At 64.4% G+C, this 17,449-nt stretch carries 17 protein-coding genes; 8 read left to right on the top strand and 9 right to left on the bottom strand.

Going from position 1 to position 17,449, the window contains the following annotated elements; genetic code table 11:
• Window positions 1–31: 31 nt before the first annotated feature.
• From BM171_RS02900 to BM171_RS02890, 3 genes are all read right to left on the bottom strand, one after another.
• Window positions 32–1,810, bottom strand: coding sequence for an acyl-CoA dehydrogenase (locus BM171_RS02900; protein WP_093009328.1), 1,779 nt, complete (start codon window positions 1,808–1,810; stop codon window positions 32–34).
• Between the two features lie 26 nt (window positions 1,811–1,836).
• On the bottom strand, window positions 1,837–2,241 hold the full coding sequence (locus BM171_RS02895; protein ID WP_093009713.1) for a MerR family transcriptional regulator: 405 nt from the start codon (window positions 2,239–2,241) through the stop codon (window positions 1,837–1,839).
• 207 nt (window positions 2,242–2,448) lie between these two features.
• Complete coding sequence (locus BM171_RS02890) at window positions 2,449–2,823, bottom strand: MerR family transcriptional regulator (protein WP_093009327.1); 375 nt, start codon at window positions 2,821–2,823, stop codon at window positions 2,449–2,451.
• 226 nt (window positions 2,824–3,049) lie between these two features.
• Between BM171_RS02890 and BM171_RS02885 the strand changes: the two genes are divergently transcribed.
• Genes BM171_RS02885 through BM171_RS02875 form a run of 3 tightly spaced genes read left to right on the top strand, consistent with a single transcriptional unit; the run spans window position 3,050 to window position 5,254 of the window.
• Window positions 3,050–3,412 (top strand): PaaI family thioesterase, encoded by a 363-nt coding sequence (locus BM171_RS02885; protein ID WP_093009712.1) that lies wholly within the window; start codon window positions 3,050–3,052, stop codon window positions 3,410–3,412.
• On the top strand, window positions 3,409–3,924 hold the full coding sequence (locus BM171_RS02880) for a PaaI family thioesterase (protein WP_371418175.1): 516 nt from the start codon (window positions 3,409–3,411) through the stop codon (window positions 3,922–3,924). The genes BM171_RS02885 and BM171_RS02880 overlap by 4 nt, the downstream gene beginning before the upstream one ends.
• Window positions 3,917–5,254, top strand: coding sequence for an MATE family efflux transporter (locus tag BM171_RS02875; RefSeq protein WP_093009325.1), 1,338 nt, complete (start codon window positions 3,917–3,919; stop codon window positions 5,252–5,254). Before BM171_RS02880 ends, BM171_RS02875 begins: the two co-directional genes overlap by 8 nt.
• Here the strand turns inward: BM171_RS02875 and BM171_RS02870 are convergent.
• Genes BM171_RS02870 through BM171_RS02860 form a run of 3 tightly spaced genes read right to left on the bottom strand, consistent with a single transcriptional unit; the run spans window position 5,221 to window position 7,705 of the window.
• A complete protein-coding gene (locus BM171_RS02870) occupies window positions 5,221–6,201 on the bottom strand; it encodes a threonine ammonia-lyase (RefSeq protein WP_093009324.1) in 981 nt (326 codons plus the stop codon). The two genes, BM171_RS02875 and BM171_RS02870, sit on opposite strands and share 34 nt — an antisense overlap.
• Window positions 6,201–7,022: an alpha/beta fold hydrolase gene (locus tag BM171_RS02865; RefSeq protein ID WP_093009323.1), complete on the bottom strand. Its 822-nt coding sequence runs from the start codon at window positions 7,020–7,022 to the stop codon at window positions 6,201–6,203. The genes BM171_RS02870 and BM171_RS02865 overlap by 1 nt, the downstream gene beginning before the upstream one ends.
• Complete coding sequence (locus BM171_RS02860; protein ID WP_093009322.1) at window positions 7,022–7,705, bottom strand: haloacid dehalogenase type II; 684 nt, start codon at window positions 7,703–7,705, stop codon at window positions 7,022–7,024. The genes BM171_RS02865 and BM171_RS02860 overlap by 1 nt, the downstream gene beginning before the upstream one ends.
• Window positions 7,706–7,828: 123 nt before the next feature.
• Between BM171_RS02860 and BM171_RS02855 the strand changes: the two genes are divergently transcribed.
• A complete protein-coding gene (locus BM171_RS02855; protein ID WP_093009321.1) occupies window positions 7,829–8,305 on the top strand; it encodes a hypothetical protein in 477 nt (158 codons plus the stop codon).
• A gap of 3 nt (window positions 8,306–8,308) precedes the next feature.
• Here the strand turns inward: BM171_RS02855 and BM171_RS02850 are convergent, their stop codons facing one another.
• The 3 genes from BM171_RS02850 to BM171_RS02840 are packed head-to-tail and all read right to left on the bottom strand — an operon-like array spanning window position 8,309 to window position 10,950.
• Window positions 8,309–9,043, bottom strand: a complete 735-nt coding sequence (locus tag BM171_RS02850) for a TadE/TadG family type IV pilus assembly protein (protein WP_093009320.1) — start codon at window positions 9,041–9,043, stop codon at window positions 8,309–8,311.
• Window positions 9,044–9,052: 9 nt separating this feature from the next.
• Entirely contained in the window at window positions 9,053–9,610 is a 558-nt protein-coding gene (locus BM171_RS02845; protein ID WP_093009319.1) for a TadE/TadG family type IV pilus assembly protein, read from the bottom strand.
• On the bottom strand, window positions 9,607–10,950 hold the full coding sequence (locus BM171_RS02840; RefSeq protein WP_245760174.1) for a Tad domain-containing protein: 1,344 nt from the start codon (window positions 10,948–10,950) through the stop codon (window positions 9,607–9,609). Before BM171_RS02840 ends, BM171_RS02845 begins: the two co-directional genes overlap by 4 nt.
• A gap of 510 nt (window positions 10,951–11,460) precedes the next feature.
• Here BM171_RS02840 and BM171_RS02835 point away from each other — a divergent pair.
• The 4 genes from BM171_RS02835 to rpoD all read left to right on the top strand — a co-directional run bounded on the left by BM171_RS02835 (window position 11,461) and on the right by rpoD (window position 17,443).
• Complete coding sequence (locus tag BM171_RS02835) at window positions 11,461–12,846, top strand: Glu/Leu/Phe/Val family dehydrogenase (protein WP_093009711.1); 1,386 nt, start codon at window positions 11,461–11,463, stop codon at window positions 12,844–12,846.
• A gap of 122 nt (window positions 12,847–12,968) precedes the next feature.
• Window positions 12,969–13,265, top strand: a complete 297-nt coding sequence (locus tag BM171_RS02830) for a hypothetical protein (RefSeq protein WP_093009317.1) — start codon at window positions 12,969–12,971, stop codon at window positions 13,263–13,265.
• A gap of 78 nt (window positions 13,266–13,343) precedes the next feature.
• The gene (dnaG, locus tag BM171_RS02825) at window positions 13,344–15,296 is read left to right on the top strand and encodes a DNA primase (RefSeq protein ID WP_093009316.1); all 1,953 of its coding nucleotides are present in this window, start codon (window positions 13,344–13,346) and stop codon (window positions 15,294–15,296) included.
• Between the two features lie 119 nt (window positions 15,297–15,415).
• Window positions 15,416–17,443, top strand: coding sequence for an RNA polymerase sigma factor RpoD (rpoD, locus tag BM171_RS02820; RefSeq protein ID WP_093009315.1), 2,028 nt, complete (start codon window positions 15,416–15,418; stop codon window positions 17,441–17,443).
• Window positions 17,444–17,449 lie beyond the last annotated feature (6 nt).

Below are 17,449 nucleotides of genomic sequence, written 5' to 3'. Positions count from 1 at the left end.
TGAGGTGGGCGGTCACCCGCCCACCGTCACCTCAGAAGTTCGCGGCGTCCAGTTCCATGACCGTCTCGGCGCCGCTTTCGATGCGCTTGAGGTGCATCCCCGTCGCGGGAAGCTGGCGGGCCATGTAGTAGCGCCCCGTCGCCAGCTTGGTTGCATAGAAGTCATCGCTCGCGCCCGCATCCATCGCGGCTTTCGCGGCAAGGCCCATCTTCGCCCACATCAGGCCGAGGCAGACATGCCCGAAGAGGTGCATGAAGTCGTAACTGCCCGAGAGCGCGTTGTTGGGGTTCTTCATGCCGTTCTGCATGAAGTACATGCCGGCGGTCTGAAGATCCTTCGAAGCGGCCTTGAGCGGCTCGAGGAAGTCGCGGTCGAACGCCTCGTCCTGGCCTTTGTTCTCCTTGATGAAGTCCTTGACCATGTCGAAGAAGGCCATGACGTGCTTGCCGCCATCGACGCCCAGTTTGCGGCCCACGAGGTCGAGCGACTGGATGCCGTTCGTGCCTTCGTAGATCATCGTGATCCGGGCATCGCGGACAAACTGCTCGAGGCCCCATTCCTTGGTGAAGCCCGACCCGCCAAGCGTCTGCTGCGCCAGAACGGTCGTATCGAAGCCCTTGTCGGTCAGGAAGCCTTTGATGACCGGCGTCAGGAGCGAGATCATGCCCTCGGCCGCCGCATCCTCGTTGCGATGCGCCCGGTCGATCATCTGCGCCCCCCAGAAGGTGAAGGCGCGCGCGCCCTCGACGAAGCTCTTCTGGTGCATCAGGTTCCGGCGCACGTCGGGGTGCACGATGATCGGATCTGCCGGACCATCGGGGTTCTTCACGCCGGTCACGTCACGGCCCTGCAGACGGTCCTGCGCGAAGGCCAGCGCGTTCTGGTAGGCGACAACGCCTTGCGCGTAGCCCTGAAGGCCGACGCCGAGCCGCGCTTCGTTCATCATGGTGAACATCGCGCGCATGCCCTTGTGCATCTCGCCGATCAGGAAGCCCTTCGCGCCATCGTAGTTCATCACGCAGGTGGCGTTTCCGTGGATGCCCATCTTCTCTTCGAGGCCACCGCAGGAAAGGCTGTTGCGCTCGCCGAGGCTGCCATCCTCGTTCACCAGGAACTTCGGCACGATGAAGAGCGAGATGCCCTTGATGCCATCCGGGCCGCCGGGGATCTTGGCAAGAACGAGGTGGATGATGTTCTCCGAGAGGTCATGCTCGCCCGCGGAGATCCAGATCTTCTGGCCCGAGATCGCATAGCTGCCATCGTCCTGCGGTTCCGCCTTGGTGCGGATGAGGCCGAGATCGGTGCCGCAATGAGGCTCGGTCAGGTTCATTGTGCCCGACCATTCGCCGTCGATCATCTTCGGAAGGTACGTGGCCTTCTGCTCGTCCGAGCCGTGCGCGTGGATCGCCGAGTAGGCGCCATGCGTCAGGCCCTGGTACATGTTGAACGCCATGTTGGAGGAGACGAACATCTCGCCCACAGCGCAGTTCAGCACGTAAGGCATGCCCTGGCCGCCATATTCGGGATCGGCATCAAGGCCCATCCAGCCACCGGCGCGCATCTGCTCATAGGCATCCTTGAAGCCCTCGGGCGTGCGAACGACGCCGTTCTCGAGCGTGCAGCCCTGGCTGTCGCCCACCGGGTTCAGCGGCGCGAGGACGTTCTCGGACAGTTTGCCGGCCTCGTCGAGAATGGCCTGAACGGTTTCCCGGTCGAGATCGTCGTAGCCCGGAATATCGGCTTCGGAAATCTTCAGCACTTCGTCCAGAACGAAGAGCATGTCCTTGGTAGGGGCGTGATAGACGGGCATGGAATCCTCCCAGATCGTGCGGATTGTTACTCTGCGGCTTTGTGGTTGTGCTCCATCGAGGCGAGGATCCTCTCGCCCCAACGCATCTGTTCTTCGAGATCCGCTATGGCCTCGTTCAGCTCGTCCCGCTGGGCGATCATCGCATCCAGCCGCTCCTGCGCGATTTCGTAGGTGCGCGCGAGCTGGGTGCGCTGCTGGTCGCCCATGTCGTAGAGGTCCAGAAGCTGGCGGATTTCCTCGAGGCTGAAGCCGAAGCGCTTGCCGCGCAGGATCAGCTTCAGACGGGCGCGATCGCGCCGGGTGAAGAGACGTTTCTGGCCTTCCCGATGGGGAAACAGAAGTTCTTTCGATTCGTAAAAGCGCAGCGTTCGCGGAGTGACGTGAAAGGCGTCACACATCTCGCGGATGCTCATTGTGCGGTCGTCGGTCATGATGTCTTTCATTTGAGCCGTGGTCCGATCGCGATGGATTAATGCGCTTCGGTGGTCTCATACAATGAAGGGTGACGTTTACGTAATCTCAACGTCACGTCACTTTGCCGGTGACGTAAGATCAGAAAATATTGACCCTGGGTCAGCGTAATTTTCGTAAGGTAAAGATCCGCGCAGGGGCGGCGGCGGTGATCGCGCTGGCGCGTTTCAGCCCTTGAGCGAGCGCGCGGTTTCGTCCCGCAAGGCGCCAAGCTCGGCCATTGCCTCGTCGAGCTGCGCGCGCTGTTCGGCCAGCTCTTCCATCTGCCGGTCGGCCATCTCGATCCAGGCCCGCATCTGCGCCTCGGTGCCTTCCTTCTCATAGATCAGGAGCCACTGGCGGATGTCCTCGAGCTGGAAGCCGAACCGGCGGCCCCGCAGGATCAGCGTCATCCGCGCGATTTCCCTCGGCCCGTAGAATCGCGAACGGCCCTCCCGTTCGGGCTGAAGAAGCTCGATATATTCGTAATATCGCAGGGTGCGCGGCGTGACCTCGAACTTCGCGCACATTTCCTTGAAGCTCAGGCGGGTCTCGTCTGTCATGCGTCTCTCCTCACGCTTCTCCGCCGCACCGTGCCCCGACACGTAATGCCAATCACGATGCCACAGCAAGAGGAGCAACCCGGCAGGCTCGGGGCTTGTTCCCGCCGGTCCAAGGGTCGATAACCCGAACCGAACGGACCGAAGACGGTCAAAGAGGGGTTTCGAGGTGGCAGCAGACAAGGCGCGGATCGCACGGGAATTCATCGCCGCAATTCCGCATTCCAAGATGCTCGGAATGCAGATCGAGGAGATCGGCGATGGCTATGCCCGCATTACCATGCCCTATAGCGAGCGGATCGTCGGCGATCCGAAAACCGGCGTCATTCATGGCGGGGCGGTTTCAGCACTGATGGATACCTGCGGCGGAGCGGCGGTGATGAGCCATCCGACCGCGCCCGGCGGCACCGCCACGATCGATCTCAGGATCGACTACATGCGCGCGGCCAAGCCCGGCGATACGATCACCGCCGAGGCACGCTGCACCCATATCACGCGCAACGTCGCCTTCGTGCGCGCCACCGCGACCGACGCGGACAGCGACAACCCGGTCGCCACCGCGACCGGCGCCTTCACCGTGGAGGGCAAATGATGGCCGACAGACGCCGCCCCGAACCCGTGCAGGTCGTCAAGCAGCGCCGCGATGCCGCGCTTCATGCGCTGGCAGGGGGCGTTCCGTATATCCAGACGCTCGGTATTGTCTTCGACCGGCGGGGGGACGAACTGACCGCGATCCTGCCGTTCAAGGACGATCTGATCGGCAACCCGTTCCTGCCGGCGATCCACGGGGGGGTGACGGCGGCCTTCCTGGAGATGACCGCGATCATCACGCTCAGCTACCAATGGCTCTGGGAGGACGTCGAATCCGGAGAGATTCGCGTCGACGAGCTCGAGGCCGGAGAACTGCCGCGGCTGCCGAAGACCATCGATTTCACGGTCGATTACCTGCGCTCGGGCCTGCCGCGCGACGCCTATGCGCGCGCCCGCGTCACCCGTTCGGGCCGCCGTTACGCCAGCGTGATGGCCGAGGCCTGGCAGGACAACCGCGACCGGCCCTTCGCGATGGGCACGGCGCATTTCCTGATGCCGCGCGGCGATGTCTGAGACGGCCGAGGGACTCACCCGTCCCGAGGATGTCACCCATGGGCGCGTTCTGAAGATCGCGCTGCCGATCGTTCTGTCGAACGCCACGATCCCGATCCTCGGCGCGGTCGACACGGGCGTCGTCGGCCAGCTTGGAGCTGCCGCGCCCATCGGCGCCGTGGGGCTCGGCGCGATCATCCTGCAATCGATCTACTGGATCTTCGGTTTTCTGCGGATGGGCACGACGGGACTTGCCGCCCAGGCAGCGGGGCAGGGCAACCGTGCCGAGGTCGCCGCGCTCCTGACGCGGGTTCTGATGATCGGCCTTGCGGCGGGCACGGTCTTCATCGCCGCGCAGAGCCTTCTGTTCTGGGGCGCGTTCCAGCTTGCCCCCGCCAGCGCCGAAGTCGAAGACCTCGCGCGCGACTACATGGGAATCCGCGTCTGGTCCGCCCCGGCGGCGATTGCGATCTACGGCATCGTCGGCTGGCTGATCGCGGCGGAGCGCACCCGCGCCGTTCTCGTTCTGCAAGTGGGCATGAACCTTCTCAATGCCGCGCTGTCGATCTGGCTCGTCCTGGGCCTCGGTTTCGGCGTCGAAGGCGCGGCATGGGGCACGTTCATCGCCGAATGGGCGGGCCTGGCGCTCGGGCTCTGGCTCTGCCGCGCGGCGTTCCGCGTGCCCGATTGGCGCGACTGGGCGCGGGTCTTCGACCGGATGAAACTTGCGAACATGGCGCGGGTGAACGGCGATATCCTGATCCGCTCCGCCCTGCTGACGGCGATCTTCACCTCCTTCATGTTCATGGGCTCGGGCCTTGGCGATGTCACGCTCGCGGCCAACCAGGTGCTTTTGCAATTCCTGCATATCACGGCCTATGCCCTCGACGGGTTTGCCTTCGCGGCGGAAGCCATCGTCGGACAGGCTTTCGGAGCGCGCGCCGTCGCCACCGTGCGGCGCGGCAGCCTTATCGCTTCCTTCTGGGGGCTGGTCTCGACCGTCCTTCTGGCGCTCGCCTTCGCGCTCTTCGGCAGTGCGATCATCGAGATCATGGCCGATGCGCCCGAGGTCGTCGACGAGGCCCGTCGCTACCTGCCGTGGATGGTTGCGGCGCCAGTGCTCGGGCTCGCCGCCTGGATGCTCGACGGCATCTATATCGGCGCGACGCGGACGGCGGACATGCGGAACCTGATGGTCATTTCCGCGGCGGGCTATTTCGTGGTCGCGGCGCTTTTGATCCCGGCCTACGGCAACCACGGGCTCTGGGCGGCGCTGATCCTGTCCTTCGTTTTCCGCGGGCTGACGATGGCCTGGCGTTATCCGGCACTCGAGCGCGCGGCGAGCGCTTGAGCGAAGATTTCCGGATCGACATTGCCGCCGGAGATCGTAACGATCACTGCATCCCCCGCGATCTGGTCTGAATGGTAGAGCGCCGCGGCCAACGCCACCGCGCCGCCAGGTTCCGCCACGAGCTTCAGGCGCAGGAACGCCTCGCGCATCGCGGCAAGCGCCTCCGCCTCGCTGACCACGACGCCGGGCCCGCAGAGCCGCTGCATGATCGGGAAGGTCAGCTTGCCGGGCTCAGGCGTCACGATCGCATCGCACAGGCCGCCGGAGAGAGCCGCGTTGCGCTGCGGCGTGCCGGCTTCAAGGGAGCGGGTGACATCGTCGAACCCCTCGGGCTCGACCGGGCGCACCCGGAGGCCCGGCGCATCGGCCTCGCAGGCCAGCGCGATGCCGGACGTGAAGCCGCCGCCACCGCAGCAGACAAGGAGGTCTGCCTCCTCGATGCCGAGCGCACGCGCCTGCTCCGCGATTTCGAGCCCGCAGGCGCCTTGTCCGGCGATCACTTCCGGCTCGTCGAAGGGTTTGACCAGAGTCAGACCGCGCTCCTCGGCAAGCTCTGCACCGATGGCGTCCCGGTCTTCGGTCGCGCGGTCGTATAGCACCACCTCGGCCCCAAGCGCGCGCGTGTTGTCGATCTTCAGCTTCGGCGCATCCGCCGGCATCACGATGACGGACGGCACCTCGTGGAGGCGCGCCGCATGAGCCACGCCCTGCGCGTGGTTTCCCGAGGAGAAGGCGATCACGCCCTTCGAGCGCGCGGCGGGCTCGAGCGCCGAAAGCGCCGACCACGCACCGCGAAACTTGAAGCTGCCGGTGACTTGCAGGCACTCCGGTTTGACCAGGACGCGCCGTCCCGCGATCTCGTCTAGGAAGGGCGACGACAGAAGCGGCGTGACGCGCGCATGTCCGTCGAGGCGGGCTTTCGCGGCCCGGATGCGATCGATGTCCATCAGCGCACCATCTTCAGCCAGCGCGACAGCGCGTCGAGCGCTTCCGGCTCGTCGAGGAAGGGAATATGCCCCCGGTCTGGCACTTCGGTCGCGACCATGTCGGGACGGCGCTTGCGCATCTCGGCGAAGGTCTCGGGCGACAAGAGGTTCGAGTTCGCGCCCCGGATCGTACAAAGCGGCAGGCCCGAGAGCGCTTCGAAGAGCGGCCAGAGGTCGGGCGCGGGCTGCGCGCCGCTGCCAAGAACCGCCTCGCGCAGTTTCGGATCGTAGGGGATGACGAGCCCGTCCGGCCCTTCGCGGAACAGCGTCCGCACCTCCTGCGCCCAGCGTTCCGGCGGCACGTTGTCGAATCCCGCCATCCGGGCACCGATCACGTCGGCGGCTTCCTCGTAGCTCTTCCAGACCGGGTTGCGGCCGAGGTAATCCTTGATGACCTCGAGGCCCTCGGGCGCGATTTCCGGCCCGATATCGTTGAGCGCGACAGCCGAGAGGCGGTCCTTCGCGGTCGCAGCCAGCATCATCGCGATGAGCCCGCCGCGCGACGTGCCGAGGATCGCCGTCTTGTCGATCTCGAGATGATCCAGCAGCTCCACCGCGTCACGCGCTTCGACCGGGATCGTGTAGGTCTCGGGATCGCCCCAATCGGATTGCCCGCGCCCGCGATAATCGAGCCGGATCAGCCGCACGGCTTCGAGATGCGGAGCGACGTAGTCGAAATCGTGCCCGTCGCGGGTAAGCCCGGCAAGACACAGCAGCGGCAGGCCCGCGCCATCGTCGGTATAATGCAGCGACAGACCGTCAGAGGTGGTGAAACGGGGCATCAGGACACAAGCTCCGGCAGGCCCGAAAGGTCGGGCAGGTTGTGATGGGGACGGCCGGGCAAGCGGTCAGTGGGCTCGCCTTTGCGGTTCACCCAGACCGTCTGGAACCCGTATCCCGCCGCTCCGGCGGCATCCCAGCCATTGGAGGACACGAACAGCACCTCGTCCGGCGTCGTGCCGAACCGCGCGCCGACCATGTCGTAGACGGCGCGGGCCGGCTTGAAGATGCCCACCTCTTCGACCGAAAGAACCGCGTCGAGATATTCCTCGATCCCGGCGCTGTCGACAGCACCTTCCAGCATGTCCGGGCTGCCGTTCGAGAGGGTCGCGCAGGTCTTGCCGGCGGCCTTCAGCTGCGCCAGCATCTTCGGGACTTCGGGGAACGGCGCGAGCTCCCAGTAGAGCGCGAGAAGGCGCTCGCGCAGCTCCAGATCCTCGCTCAGCCCTTGCCGCTCCAGCGCCCAGTCGAGCCCGTCCTTCGTGACGTCCCAGAAGGGCACGTGCTCTCCGGTGATGGTCCGAAGCCAGGTGTATTGCAGTTGCTTCAGCCGCCAATCCTCCGCGATCTCCGTCCAGACGGCTTTGAGCGCGTCGCGGCCAGGCTCTTCGGCGGCGGTGCGGGCAGCGGCAGCGACGTCGAAGAGCGTGCCATAGGCGTCGAAGATGCAGGTGGTGATGGCCATGCGGGTGTGCCTCCGTTTCGAAAGGGAAGGTGGCATGGGGCGCGGGCAAGGGAAAGGCCCCGGCTTCCCTTCACCGGGCCGAGCGCCTAAAGGCGGGACGAGATCAAGATCGAAGGCCACCCCATGTCCGACGAAATCCTCGCCGAAATCCGTGCCTCGCAGGGCCGCCGCTGGTTCGGGATCCTGAGCCTCGCGATCGTGGGCGCGTTTTCGCTCTACGTTGCCGCAGCCTCGCCACCGCCGCTGGGCTGGATGATCGTTCTGGTCGTGATCGGGCTCGGCGCGCTCTGGATGGCGCAGGCGATGCACAAGGCCACGGCGTTGCGGCTGGAGCTGACGCGGCATGAGCTCAGAGACAGCACGGGCCGTGTGCTGGCACGGCTCGACGACGTTGTGGCAGTGGACCGGGGAATGTTCGCGATGAAGCCGTCGAACGGCTTCGTTCTGAAGATGACGGGCCGCCAAGCGCGAAGCTGGCGGCCCGGTCTTTATTGGTCGCTGGGGCGGCGGGTGGCCGTGGGGGGCGTGACGCCCGCGTCCCAGACCCGGCCGATGGCCGATGCGATCTCCATCATGCTCGCGGAGCGTGAGATGGGGTGACGATTACCACCACCACCATTTCTTTTTCTTCGATTCGCCGGTGCCCTGGTTCTCCGAGCCGTCGATATTCTCGTTGCATTCGTTGGCGGCATCGCCTTCGTCGGCATTCTCTGCATTGTTGTTGCAGAGTGACCCGCCGGGCGCATTCTGGTCGCCGTTCCCGTGACCGTTATTCGCGTTGTAGGTCTTGCCTTCGAACAGTACTTGCGGCGCGAAACGCGGACGGGTGAAGGAGAAGGTCTCGATCTCGAAGGGCGACAATCCAGCTTCCAGAACGGGGGCGTAGTCGTCCCAGGTCTCGACGAGGATCAGCTGGTCGTTGTTCGCCATGACCGGCAGTCGGCTGCGAAACGTGTTCGCGTCGTTCGTTTGCAGCGCGGAATATTCGCCACGCGCCTCCGACCAGAGCACATCGTACCTGTCGTTGTTACTGGTATACCGAACGACGCTGATACGCATGTCGAGGTCGTCGTTGCCGGCCTTCGACATGTGCTTCATGAGCTTGTAGGCGTTGTCGATGTAGTCTTGCGTCAGCGGATCGGTCTCGCGAGAGATCGCATCGGCGATGGTGAAGTTGGCCTTCTGGTTCACGGCCTGCTGGCGCGAGACGTCGAACCAGACCCATGTCGCTCCGAAAAGCCACAGCAGGAGCGGGAAGACGATCACCGCCTCGACGGTTACCGTGCCAGCGGTGTCCTCGCGGAACCGGGCCAGTGCGGATTTGAAACGTGTCAGCATGGTCTCACCTCAGCTCGGTTCGTGCACGAAGGCAGCGCTGGAGACGATGGCCGAGTAGCCATTGGCGTCCTTGACGAGCGCCTGACTGAAATCGGACGTCGGCGCGATCGGATCGAACATGTAGCAGGCGCGCAGGAACATCATTTCGTTGTCACGCCCGTATTCGAATTTCACGACCGGGGTCGCTTCGCCCACGTTGCTGCCACCGCCGCCGCTCGTGTCGGCGCAGGCGGCCTGGCTCGGCGGGTCCGTCCAGTCGCGCAGGTCGAGGCTGACCATCTCGAGCTGAAGGTTCTCGATGCAATCGGGCAGGATGCTGGCCCGGTCGCAGATCGCTTCCTTCAGGCTGGCGCGGGTGTAGGTCGTCCCGGTGCCGAGGCGCACGTCGCGCACGGTCAGGTCGAGCGCCTGCTCCAGCGAGGTGTGGCGTGCGGTCAGGGTCGCAAGCTCGACGCCCGAGAGGATCACGGCCACGAAGACCGGTGCCCAGAGGGCGAATGGCACGACGGACGATCCGTCTTCGTCGCGCCAGAAGCCGCGGGTAGGGTTGAGAAGTGAGCGCATCATTGGGTGAGCCTCAGCTGGTTGATCGAGCGAGCGATGGAGCGGAACGCGTCTTCGATTTCCACGCCGTCCACGTCGAAGTAATGGGAGGGCGACGAGGCGCAGTTCTGCATCACGGACCGGCCGTGATCCTCCACTTCGAAGCCGACGGCCCAGATCACGATGTCCTTCGCCTTGGCGGCATCGCAGATGTCGTCGAGAAGCCTGTCACCGAGTTCGGCGTTGTACTTCTGGTAGTAGAAGGACGAGCGGTTGTATGAATGGACGTTCCGGTTCAGGTAATACCAGAGGTTGTAGCGCGCCCAGTGCGCGACCTCGTCACGGTGGTCATACACCCAGTTGGACAGCCGGTATGACTTGTCGTGCTGACCATCCGTCATCAGAACGATTGTCTTGAGCACGTCCTCGCGTCCGTAATCGAACGGGCGCCCCTTGAGCGGCGAGTCGTCGGCCGCGCTGGAGTTGATGTTGGTCGCGATGCCGCGCGTCGAGGGATCGAGCAGCGCCGTGCCCCATTTCATGCCGAGGAAGATCGACGTGCCGGCGCGCGGCTCGAGCTTGTCGATCTGGTTCTTCAGCGATGTCTCGTTGTTGGAGAACGCCTGGATCCGCTCGTAGCTGTATTGCGGGCAGATCGTGTCGACGACCTCGTTCGATCCGAAGTAGTTCCACTGGAAATGCTGCATCTGCTCGTACGTCGTATGCGTGTTCAGCGCAGCGGACGTGAATGCAGAGTCGGGGAACTCGAGGCAGTGGGAATATCCGTGCCGCCAGTCCACGTTCAGCTGGTTGGCGATGTCGGGGCCAGCATTCACGTGCTCGGAATAGGGAACCAGAGACACGGATACGAGGCCTTCGTTGTCCTCGCCGAGCACGGTTTCGATGAATGTGTCCGCCGCGTCCTGCAGCAGGTCGATCTTGTCGTCTGTGGTTCCGCTTGCCGGGTCGGCCATCGAGCCCGAGATGTCGAGCACAAGCGAGATCTCGACGTTTTGGATATGTTCCTGCGCGACCGCCGTCGCCTTGGCGTTGAACCGGTCGATCCCGAGGATCTTGGTGAAGTTCGCGTCGAGCGATTCCTCGGCCTTGGCCGTCACGCGGCGATAGTTCAGCCCCTCGTCGGGATCGACGAAGGTGAGCGCGTCGGGCATACGCGACTTGTCGAAGTAATCGCGCACCACGCTCTCGGCATCGAGTGTCTGGTCGAGGTCGGCCGCTGCGAGCACCGCGCGGTCGAGCGTGTTCTGCAATTTTGTGCGCTTCATCTCCGCGTGCATCATGTCGATGCCCACACCGCCGATTGCGATCAGGCTGAGCGATCCGAACACAGCGAAGATCGACATGTTGCCATCTTCGGAGTGGAAGAACCGCGCGACCGCAGTCGACGCTCTGTGAGAGAGCTTCGCGATGCCCTGGTGACGAAGGGCTCGTCCCTTTTCACTGGTCTTGCACATTCCGTACCTTTCCCGCCCCTGATGGGGCCTGCGGCATTAACCGTCTTTTTTGAGACCGGATCGGTCCCGCACCGGAGGTTCTTGCACTGGCAAATGGGCTAAAATAAGACCGTTTTCCCAATGGATTTGGGCATTTGGTGACGCCGGGCTGACAATCATGTGCGGCGTTTCGATCTGTCTCCGGGCCCGAAACTGATCGCCACGATTTCGCCGCAATTGTTAACCTTGAGGCTTTCGCATGGACGCCGCGGCTCAGGTGCGCGAAGCTCGGGGCGTGTCGCCGCGCGCCCGCGCCGGCGGCGACGCCTGATCTTCCCGCGGCGCGGGGCAGGGAGTGCGACAGTGACGATCCAAGGCACCAGACCGACCGAGCCGTCGTTCCGCGACAGCGTGAACATCATGTATAACCGCGCGGCAGACCTGATGGAGATCAGCCCCGGCCTTCGAAAGAAGATCCAGGTCTGCAATTCCACCTACACGGTGCGGTTCGGGGTGCGGCTGCGCGGCGAGATCCAGACATTCGTCGGTTACCGCTCCGTCCATTCGGAGCATATGGAGCCGGTAAAGGGCGGTATCCGCTTCGACATGTCGGTCAGCCAGGACGAGGTCGAGGCGCTGGCGGCGCTGATGACCTTCAAGTGCGCGCTTGTCGAGGCGCCGTTCGGCGGCTCGAAGGGCGGGCTTTGCGTCGATCCGCGCGAATACGACGAGCACGAGATGGAACTGATCACCCGCCGCTTCGCCTATGAGCTGATCAAGCGCGACCTGATCAATCCGTCCCAGAACGTGCCCGCGCCCGACATGGGCACGTCCGAGCGTGAGATGGCGTGGATGGCGGACCAATATGCGCGCATGGCCACCACCGACATCAACGCGCGTGCCTGCGTGACCGGCAAGCCGCTCAACGCGGGCGGCATTCACGGCCGCGTCGAGGCGACGGGGCGCGGCGTGCAATACGCCCTGCGGGAGTATTTCAGGCATCCCGAGGACGTCCGCCGTGCCGGATTCGAGGGCAAGCTCGACGGAAAACGGGTCGTGGTTCAGGGCCTCGGGAACGTGGGCTACCACGCGGCGAAGTTCCTCGCGCAGGAGGATGGCGCCCGGATCGTCGGCATCGCCGAGCGCGATGGCGGGCTGTGGAACGAGGCCGGGATCGCGGTGGATCACGTCCGCGAATACATGAACGAGACCGGCGGATTGAAAGGATTTCCCGAGGCGGAATACATCACCGACGGTGCGTCGCTGATCGAAGCCGAATGCGACATCCTGATCCCGGCGGCGCTCGAAGGCGTGGTTCATCTCGGTAATGTCGACCGGATCAAGGCCCCCCTCATCATCGAGGCGGCGAACGGACCGATCACCGCCGGGGCCGACGAGCGTCTGCGGATGCGGGGCACCGTGGTCATTCCCGACCTCTACGCCAATGCTGGCGGTGTGACCGTGTCCTATTTCGAATGGGTCAAGAACCTCAGCCATATCCGCTTCGGCCGGATGCAGCGGCGTCTCGATGAGGGGCGGCAGGAGCTGATCGTGAACGAGCTCGACCGGCTGTCCTCCGCGCTTGGCGGGACGTGGAGCCTGTCGGACGATTTTAAGCAGCGCTACCTGCATGGCGCCGACGAGCTGGAACTCGTCCGCTCGGGGCTCGATGACACGATGCGCGTGGCCTACCAGTCCATGCGCGAGCCGTGGATCGAGCGGGAGGACGTGACCGATCTCCGCACGTCAGCCTACATGGTCGCGATCGACCGCGTGGCGCAGAGCTATCGTGCCAAGGGACTCTGACACGGCCGTGAGCCTTTCGGCTTTTTTCCGCCGTCAGCGGAGCCGACGCGCCATCGCGTCCGCAACTCTTTCTGACGCGAGGCGTTTATACGGCAATTCGCACCTTTCGAGAGGACGACCCAATGAGAACAGCAATTGCAGCCATCGCGCTCTCCTCACTCGCAACTCCGATCCTCGCGCAGGACGCCGGATCGGAATGTGGGGTCCAGTCGGATATCGTCATGCAGGTGGTGGAAGCACGCCAATCCGGCGACAGCCGGCAGGCCGCGCAAGCCAAGGTGTCGGGCGAGCTGACCGGCTCGGCCGAGAAGTACGTATCCGTCGTGCCGCAGATTTCCGAATGGATCTACTCGCTGCCCGAGGACCAGCTCGGCCCCGAAGTCGGAGAGAGCTGGGCCGCACAATGTGAGAACATGTGACCGGCCACGGACCCGCCGCATGATCCGCCTCGCGCGCGCCTTCTGGACTCGGCCCGCGCGAGGCCCGATATTCTACCCATGAGTCTGCCCCCCGGTTTCCTGGATGAACTCCGCAGCCGCACGAGCCTGAGCCAGGTCGTCGGACGGAAAGTCATGTGGGACAAGCACAAGTCGAACCAGGCCAAGGGCGACCTCTGGGCACCTTGTCCTTTCCACCACGAAAAGACCGCCTCCTTCCATGTCGACGACAAGAAGGGCTTTTACTACTGCTTCGGCTGCCATGCGAAGGGCGACGCGATCTCTTTCGTGAAGGACACGGAGAATGTCGGCTTCATGGAAGCCGTCGAGATCCTTGCAGGCGAAGCCGGGCTGACGATGCCCGCGCGAGATCCCAAGGCACAGGAAAAGGCGGACCACCGCACCGAGCTTGCCCGCGTCATGGAAGATGCGGTCCGCTTCTACCGGATGCAGCTCAATACCTCGGCTGCGGGGGAGGCGCGCGACTATCTCAAGCGCCGCGGCCTCGATGCGGCGGCCCTCGAACGGTTCGAGATCGGCTTTGCGCCCGAAGGCTGGCAGACGCTTTGGGATCATCTGACCGGCAAGGGGATCGCGGCGGACCTGATCCTTCAGGCGGGCCTTGCGCGGCCATCGTCGAAGGGCGGCAAGCCATACGATGTCTTCCGCAACCGCATCCTCTTCCCGATCCGCGACGGGCGCGGGCGCGCCATCGCCTTCGGCGGCCGGGCGATGGACCCGGCGGACAAGGCGAAGTACCTCAATTCCTCCGAGACCGAGCTCTTCGACAAGGGGCGCAATCTCTACAATCTCGGTCCCGCGCGGGAAGCTGCGGGCAAGGGACAGCAGCTCATCGTGGCTGAAGGCTACATGGACGTGATCGCGCTTTCCCGGGCGGGGTTCGAGGCGTCCGTCGCGCCGCTCGGCACGGCGGTCACGGAAAACCAGCTGCATCTCCTCTGGCGCGTCGCGGACGAGCCGATCATCGCGCTCGACGGCGACGCGGCGGGCGTGCGCGCGGCCTACCGGGTGATCGACCTCGCACTGCCGCTCCTCGAGGCGGGCAAGTCCTTGCGGTTCGCGCTGATGCCCGAAGGGCTCGATCCCGACGATCTCATTCGCAGCGAAGGCGCAGACGGTGTCTCGAAGGTCCTGGCGAACGCGTTGCCGATGGTTCAGCTCTTGTGGCAGCGCGAGACCGAAGGCCGCGTCTTCGACAGCCCCGAGCGCAAGGCAGCGCTCGACCGGGCGCTGCGCGAGAAGGTGCAGATGATCCGCGATCCGTCCCTGCGCCATCACTACGGTCAGGAGATCAAGGAGCTGCGCTGGCAGCTCTTCCGACCGAAGCGGACGCCTTCGGCAGGCCGGACGACCTGGCGGGGGCGCGATGCGCCGCCGCAGCCCACCGAGGCGGCGAAGGCGTCGCTTCTGGTTTCGGGTGGCGCGGCCGGCGAGCGGCATCTGCGTGAGCAAGTGATCCTCGCGACGCTCCTGAACGCGCCCGGCCTTGTCGATGAGTTCGATGCGGCGCTCGAGGAGATGCGATGCGAGACGCCGGATCACCGGGCCGTGCGCGATGCCCTTCTGCGCGGCGCGCCCCAGACCCGAGAGGCCGCGATGGAGCTCGCCCGGTCGGCGATCGGTGCGGAGCCTCTTGAATCTTTCCTTGGAGCGCGCCATCTCGCCATCACGCCGTGTTTGCGCCATCCCGACGATACGGAATTGGCGCGGCTGACGATTGCCGAGGAACTTGCCAAGCTGGGCGCAGTCCACGGACTCGAGGCCGAGATCGCCGAGGCGGTCGAGGACATGGGCGAGGGCGCAGACGAGGCGCTGACATGGCGTCTCGGCCAGGCTGCAGAGGCCCGCACGCGCGCCGCACGCGCGCAACGGGAGGACGATACGGAATACGATACGGGGGCGAATGGTGCCCTGGTGGACAAGGCAGAACGACAATCCTTTGCCGCGCTTCTCGACACGATCTCGTTCGAGAAGGGCCGAAACCGCGGCTGAGACGCAAGAAAGTGACAAAGAATCATGGGCAGACGGGTGTGCGAATCAGGTGATCGCGCTATTGATTCGGACCAACGAATCACCTGCCCACGGATTCTCCCGCTTCGAAGGAGCAATTGATGGCCGCCAAAGACAATGACGACGCCAAGCCGGACACGCAGGAAGAGGACGTCTCTTTCGACATGAGCCAGGCCGCGGTCAAACGGATGATCGCCGAGGCGAAGGAACGCGGCTACATCACCTACGATCAGCTGAACGAGGTGTTGCCTCAGGATCAGGTCTCTTCGGACCAGATCGAGGACGTGATGTCGATGCTCTCGGAGATGGGCATCCAGGTGACCGAAGAGGATGAAGAGGCCGAGGACGAGGATGACGGCAAGTCGACCTCGACCGAAGTCGTCGACGCCTCCAAGGGCAAGGACGTCGCGGTGTCCTCGGGCGGGCAGGAAAAGCTCGACCGGACCGACGATCCGGTGCGGATGTACCTGCGCGAGATGGGCTCGGTGGAGCTGCTGTCCCGCGAAGGCGAGATCGCCATCGCCAAGCGCATCGAGGCCGGCCGCAACACGATGATCGCGGGGCTGTGCGAAAGCCCGCTGACCTTCCAGGCCATCACGATCTGGCGCGAGGAACTTCTGAGCGAAGACATTCTTCTGCGCGACGTGATCGACCTCGAGACGACGTTCTCGGGGCAGATGGGCGAGGACGGCCAGGAGCTGGCCGCCGCCGTGGCGCAGGACGATCTGGCATCCGAGAAGCATCAGGCTTCCGAGGCCCGCAAGCCGGAGAAGAAATCCGACGAGCCCGAGCTCGACGCCGACGGCAACCCGATCCGCAACAACGACGATGACGACGAGGAAGAGGACGAGCAGGCGAACATGTCGCTCGCCGCGATGGAGGCCGCGCTCAAGCCGCGTGTCCTCGAGACCCTCGACCGGATCGCGCAGGATTACGAACAGCTCGCCGCGATGCAGGACAACCGCATCTCCGCCACGCTGAACGAGGACGGCTCCTTCTCCGAGACGGATGAGGCGACCTACCAGAAACTCCGCTCCGAGATCGTGGAACTGGTGAACGGCCTGCATCTGCACAACAACCGTATCGAGGCGCTGGTCGACCAGCTTTACGGCATCAACCGCCGGATCATGTCGATCGACAGCGCGATGGTGAAGCTCGCCGATCAGGCCCGCATCAACCGCCGTGAATTCATCGACGCCTATCGTGGCTACGAGCTCGATCCGAACTGGATGGAGCGTATGTCCGAGAAGCCGGGACGGGGCTGGCAGACCTTCATCGAGAAATCCACCGACAAGGTCGAGGAGTTGCGCTCGGACATGGCGCAGGTCGGCCAGTATGTCGGTCTCGACATTTCCGAGTTCCGCCGCATCGTTCAGCAGGTCCAGAAAGGCGAGAAGGAAGCCCGGCAGGCCAAGAAGGAAATGGTCGAGGCGAACCTGCGGCTCGTCATCTCCATCGCCAAGAAATACACGAACCGCGGGTTGCAGTTCCTGGACCTCATCCAGGAGGGCAATATCGGCCTGATGAAGGCCGTGGACAAGTTCGAGTATCGGCGCGGCTACAAGTTCTCGACCTATGCGACGTGGTGGATCCGCCAGGCGATCACACGCTCCATCGCGGACCAGGCGCGCACGATCCGCATCCCTGTCCACATGATCGAGACGATCAACAAGCTCGTGCGGACCGGCCGCCAGATGCTCCACGAGATCGGCCGCGAGCCGACGCCTGAAGAGCTGGCCGAGAAGCTGCAGATGCCGCTCGAGAAGGTTCGTAAGGTGATGAAGATCGCCAAGGAGCCGATCAGCCTCGAGACGCCCATCGGCGACGAGGAAGACAGCCAGCTCGGCGACTTCATCGAGGACAAGAACGCGGTTCTGCCGCTCGATGCCGCGATCCAGGACAACCTCAAGGAAACCACGACGCGGGTTCTATCCTCGCTCACCCCGCGCGAGGAACGGGTTTTGCGGATGCGCTTCGGCATCGGCATGAACACCGACCACACGCTCGAAGAGGTTGGCCAGCAGTTCAGCGTGACACGCGAACGGATCCGCCAGATTGAGGCGAAGGCGCTGAGAAAGCTCAAGCACCCGAGCCGGTCACGCAAGCTGCGGTCGTTCCTCGACCAGTGAGGATGC

Source organism: Roseivivax halotolerans (assembly GCF_900115815.1).
GTDB classification, from domain to species: domain Bacteria; phylum Pseudomonadota; class Alphaproteobacteria; order Rhodobacterales; family Rhodobacteraceae; genus Roseivivax; species Roseivivax halotolerans.
Note: the sequence above shows the minus strand (reverse complement) of the source record. Positions and strands in the feature narration are given on the sequence as shown.

Excerpts from the sequence above, each read along its gene's own strand:
- BM171_RS02835 (WP_093009711.1), top strand. The coding sequence starts at position 11,461 with ATGTATAACCGCGCGGCAGACCTGATGGAGATCAGCCCCGGCCTTCGA.
- BM171_RS02870 (WP_093009324.1), bottom strand. The coding sequence starts at position 6,201 with ATGGACATCGATCGCATCCGGGCCGCGAAAGCCCGCCTCGACGGACAT.
- BM171_RS02885 (WP_093009712.1), top strand. The coding sequence starts at position 3,050 with ATGCTCGGAATGCAGATCGAGGAGATCGGCGATGGCTATGCCCGCATT.
- BM171_RS02875 (WP_093009325.1), top strand. The coding sequence starts at position 3,917 with ATGTCTGAGACGGCCGAGGGACTCACCCGTCCCGAGGATGTCACCCAT.
- BM171_RS02830 (WP_093009317.1), top strand. The coding sequence starts at position 12,969 with ATGAGAACAGCAATTGCAGCCATCGCGCTCTCCTCACTCGCAACTCCG.
- rpoD (WP_093009315.1), top strand. The coding sequence starts at position 15,416 with ATGGCCGCCAAAGACAATGACGACGCCAAGCCGGACACGCAGGAAGAG.
- BM171_RS02880 (WP_371418175.1), top strand. The coding sequence starts at position 3,409 with ATGATGGCCGACAGACGCCGCCCCGAACCCGTGCAGGTCGTCAAGCAG.
- BM171_RS02865 (WP_093009323.1), bottom strand. The coding sequence starts at position 7,022 with ATGCCCCGTTTCACCACCTCTGACGGTCTGTCGCTGCATTATACCGAC.
- BM171_RS02900 (WP_093009328.1), bottom strand. The coding sequence starts at position 1,810 with ATGCCCGTCTATCACGCCCCTACCAAGGACATGCTCTTCGTTCTGGAC.
- BM171_RS02850 (WP_093009320.1), bottom strand. The coding sequence starts at position 9,043 with ATGCTGACACGTTTCAAATCCGCACTGGCCCGGTTCCGCGAGGACACC.
- BM171_RS02860 (WP_093009322.1), bottom strand. The coding sequence starts at position 7,705 with ATGGCCATCACCACCTGCATCTTCGACGCCTATGGCACGCTCTTCGAC.
- BM171_RS02890 (WP_093009327.1), bottom strand. The coding sequence starts at position 2,823 with ATGACAGACGAGACCCGCCTGAGCTTCAAGGAAATGTGCGCGAAGTTC.
- BM171_RS02895 (WP_093009713.1), bottom strand. The coding sequence starts at position 2,241 with ATGACCGACGACCGCACAATGAGCATCCGCGAGATGTGTGACGCCTTT.
- BM171_RS02840 (WP_245760174.1), bottom strand. The coding sequence starts at position 10,950 with ATGTCGATCTTCGCTGTGTTCGGATCGCTCAGCCTGATCGCAATCGGC.
- BM171_RS02855 (WP_093009321.1), top strand. The coding sequence starts at position 7,829 with ATGTCCGACGAAATCCTCGCCGAAATCCGTGCCTCGCAGGGCCGCCGC.
- dnaG (WP_093009316.1), top strand. The coding sequence starts at position 13,344 with ATGAGTCTGCCCCCCGGTTTCCTGGATGAACTCCGCAGCCGCACGAGC.
- BM171_RS02845 (WP_093009319.1), bottom strand. The coding sequence starts at position 9,610 with ATGATGCGCTCACTTCTCAACCCTACCCGCGGCTTCTGGCGCGACGAA.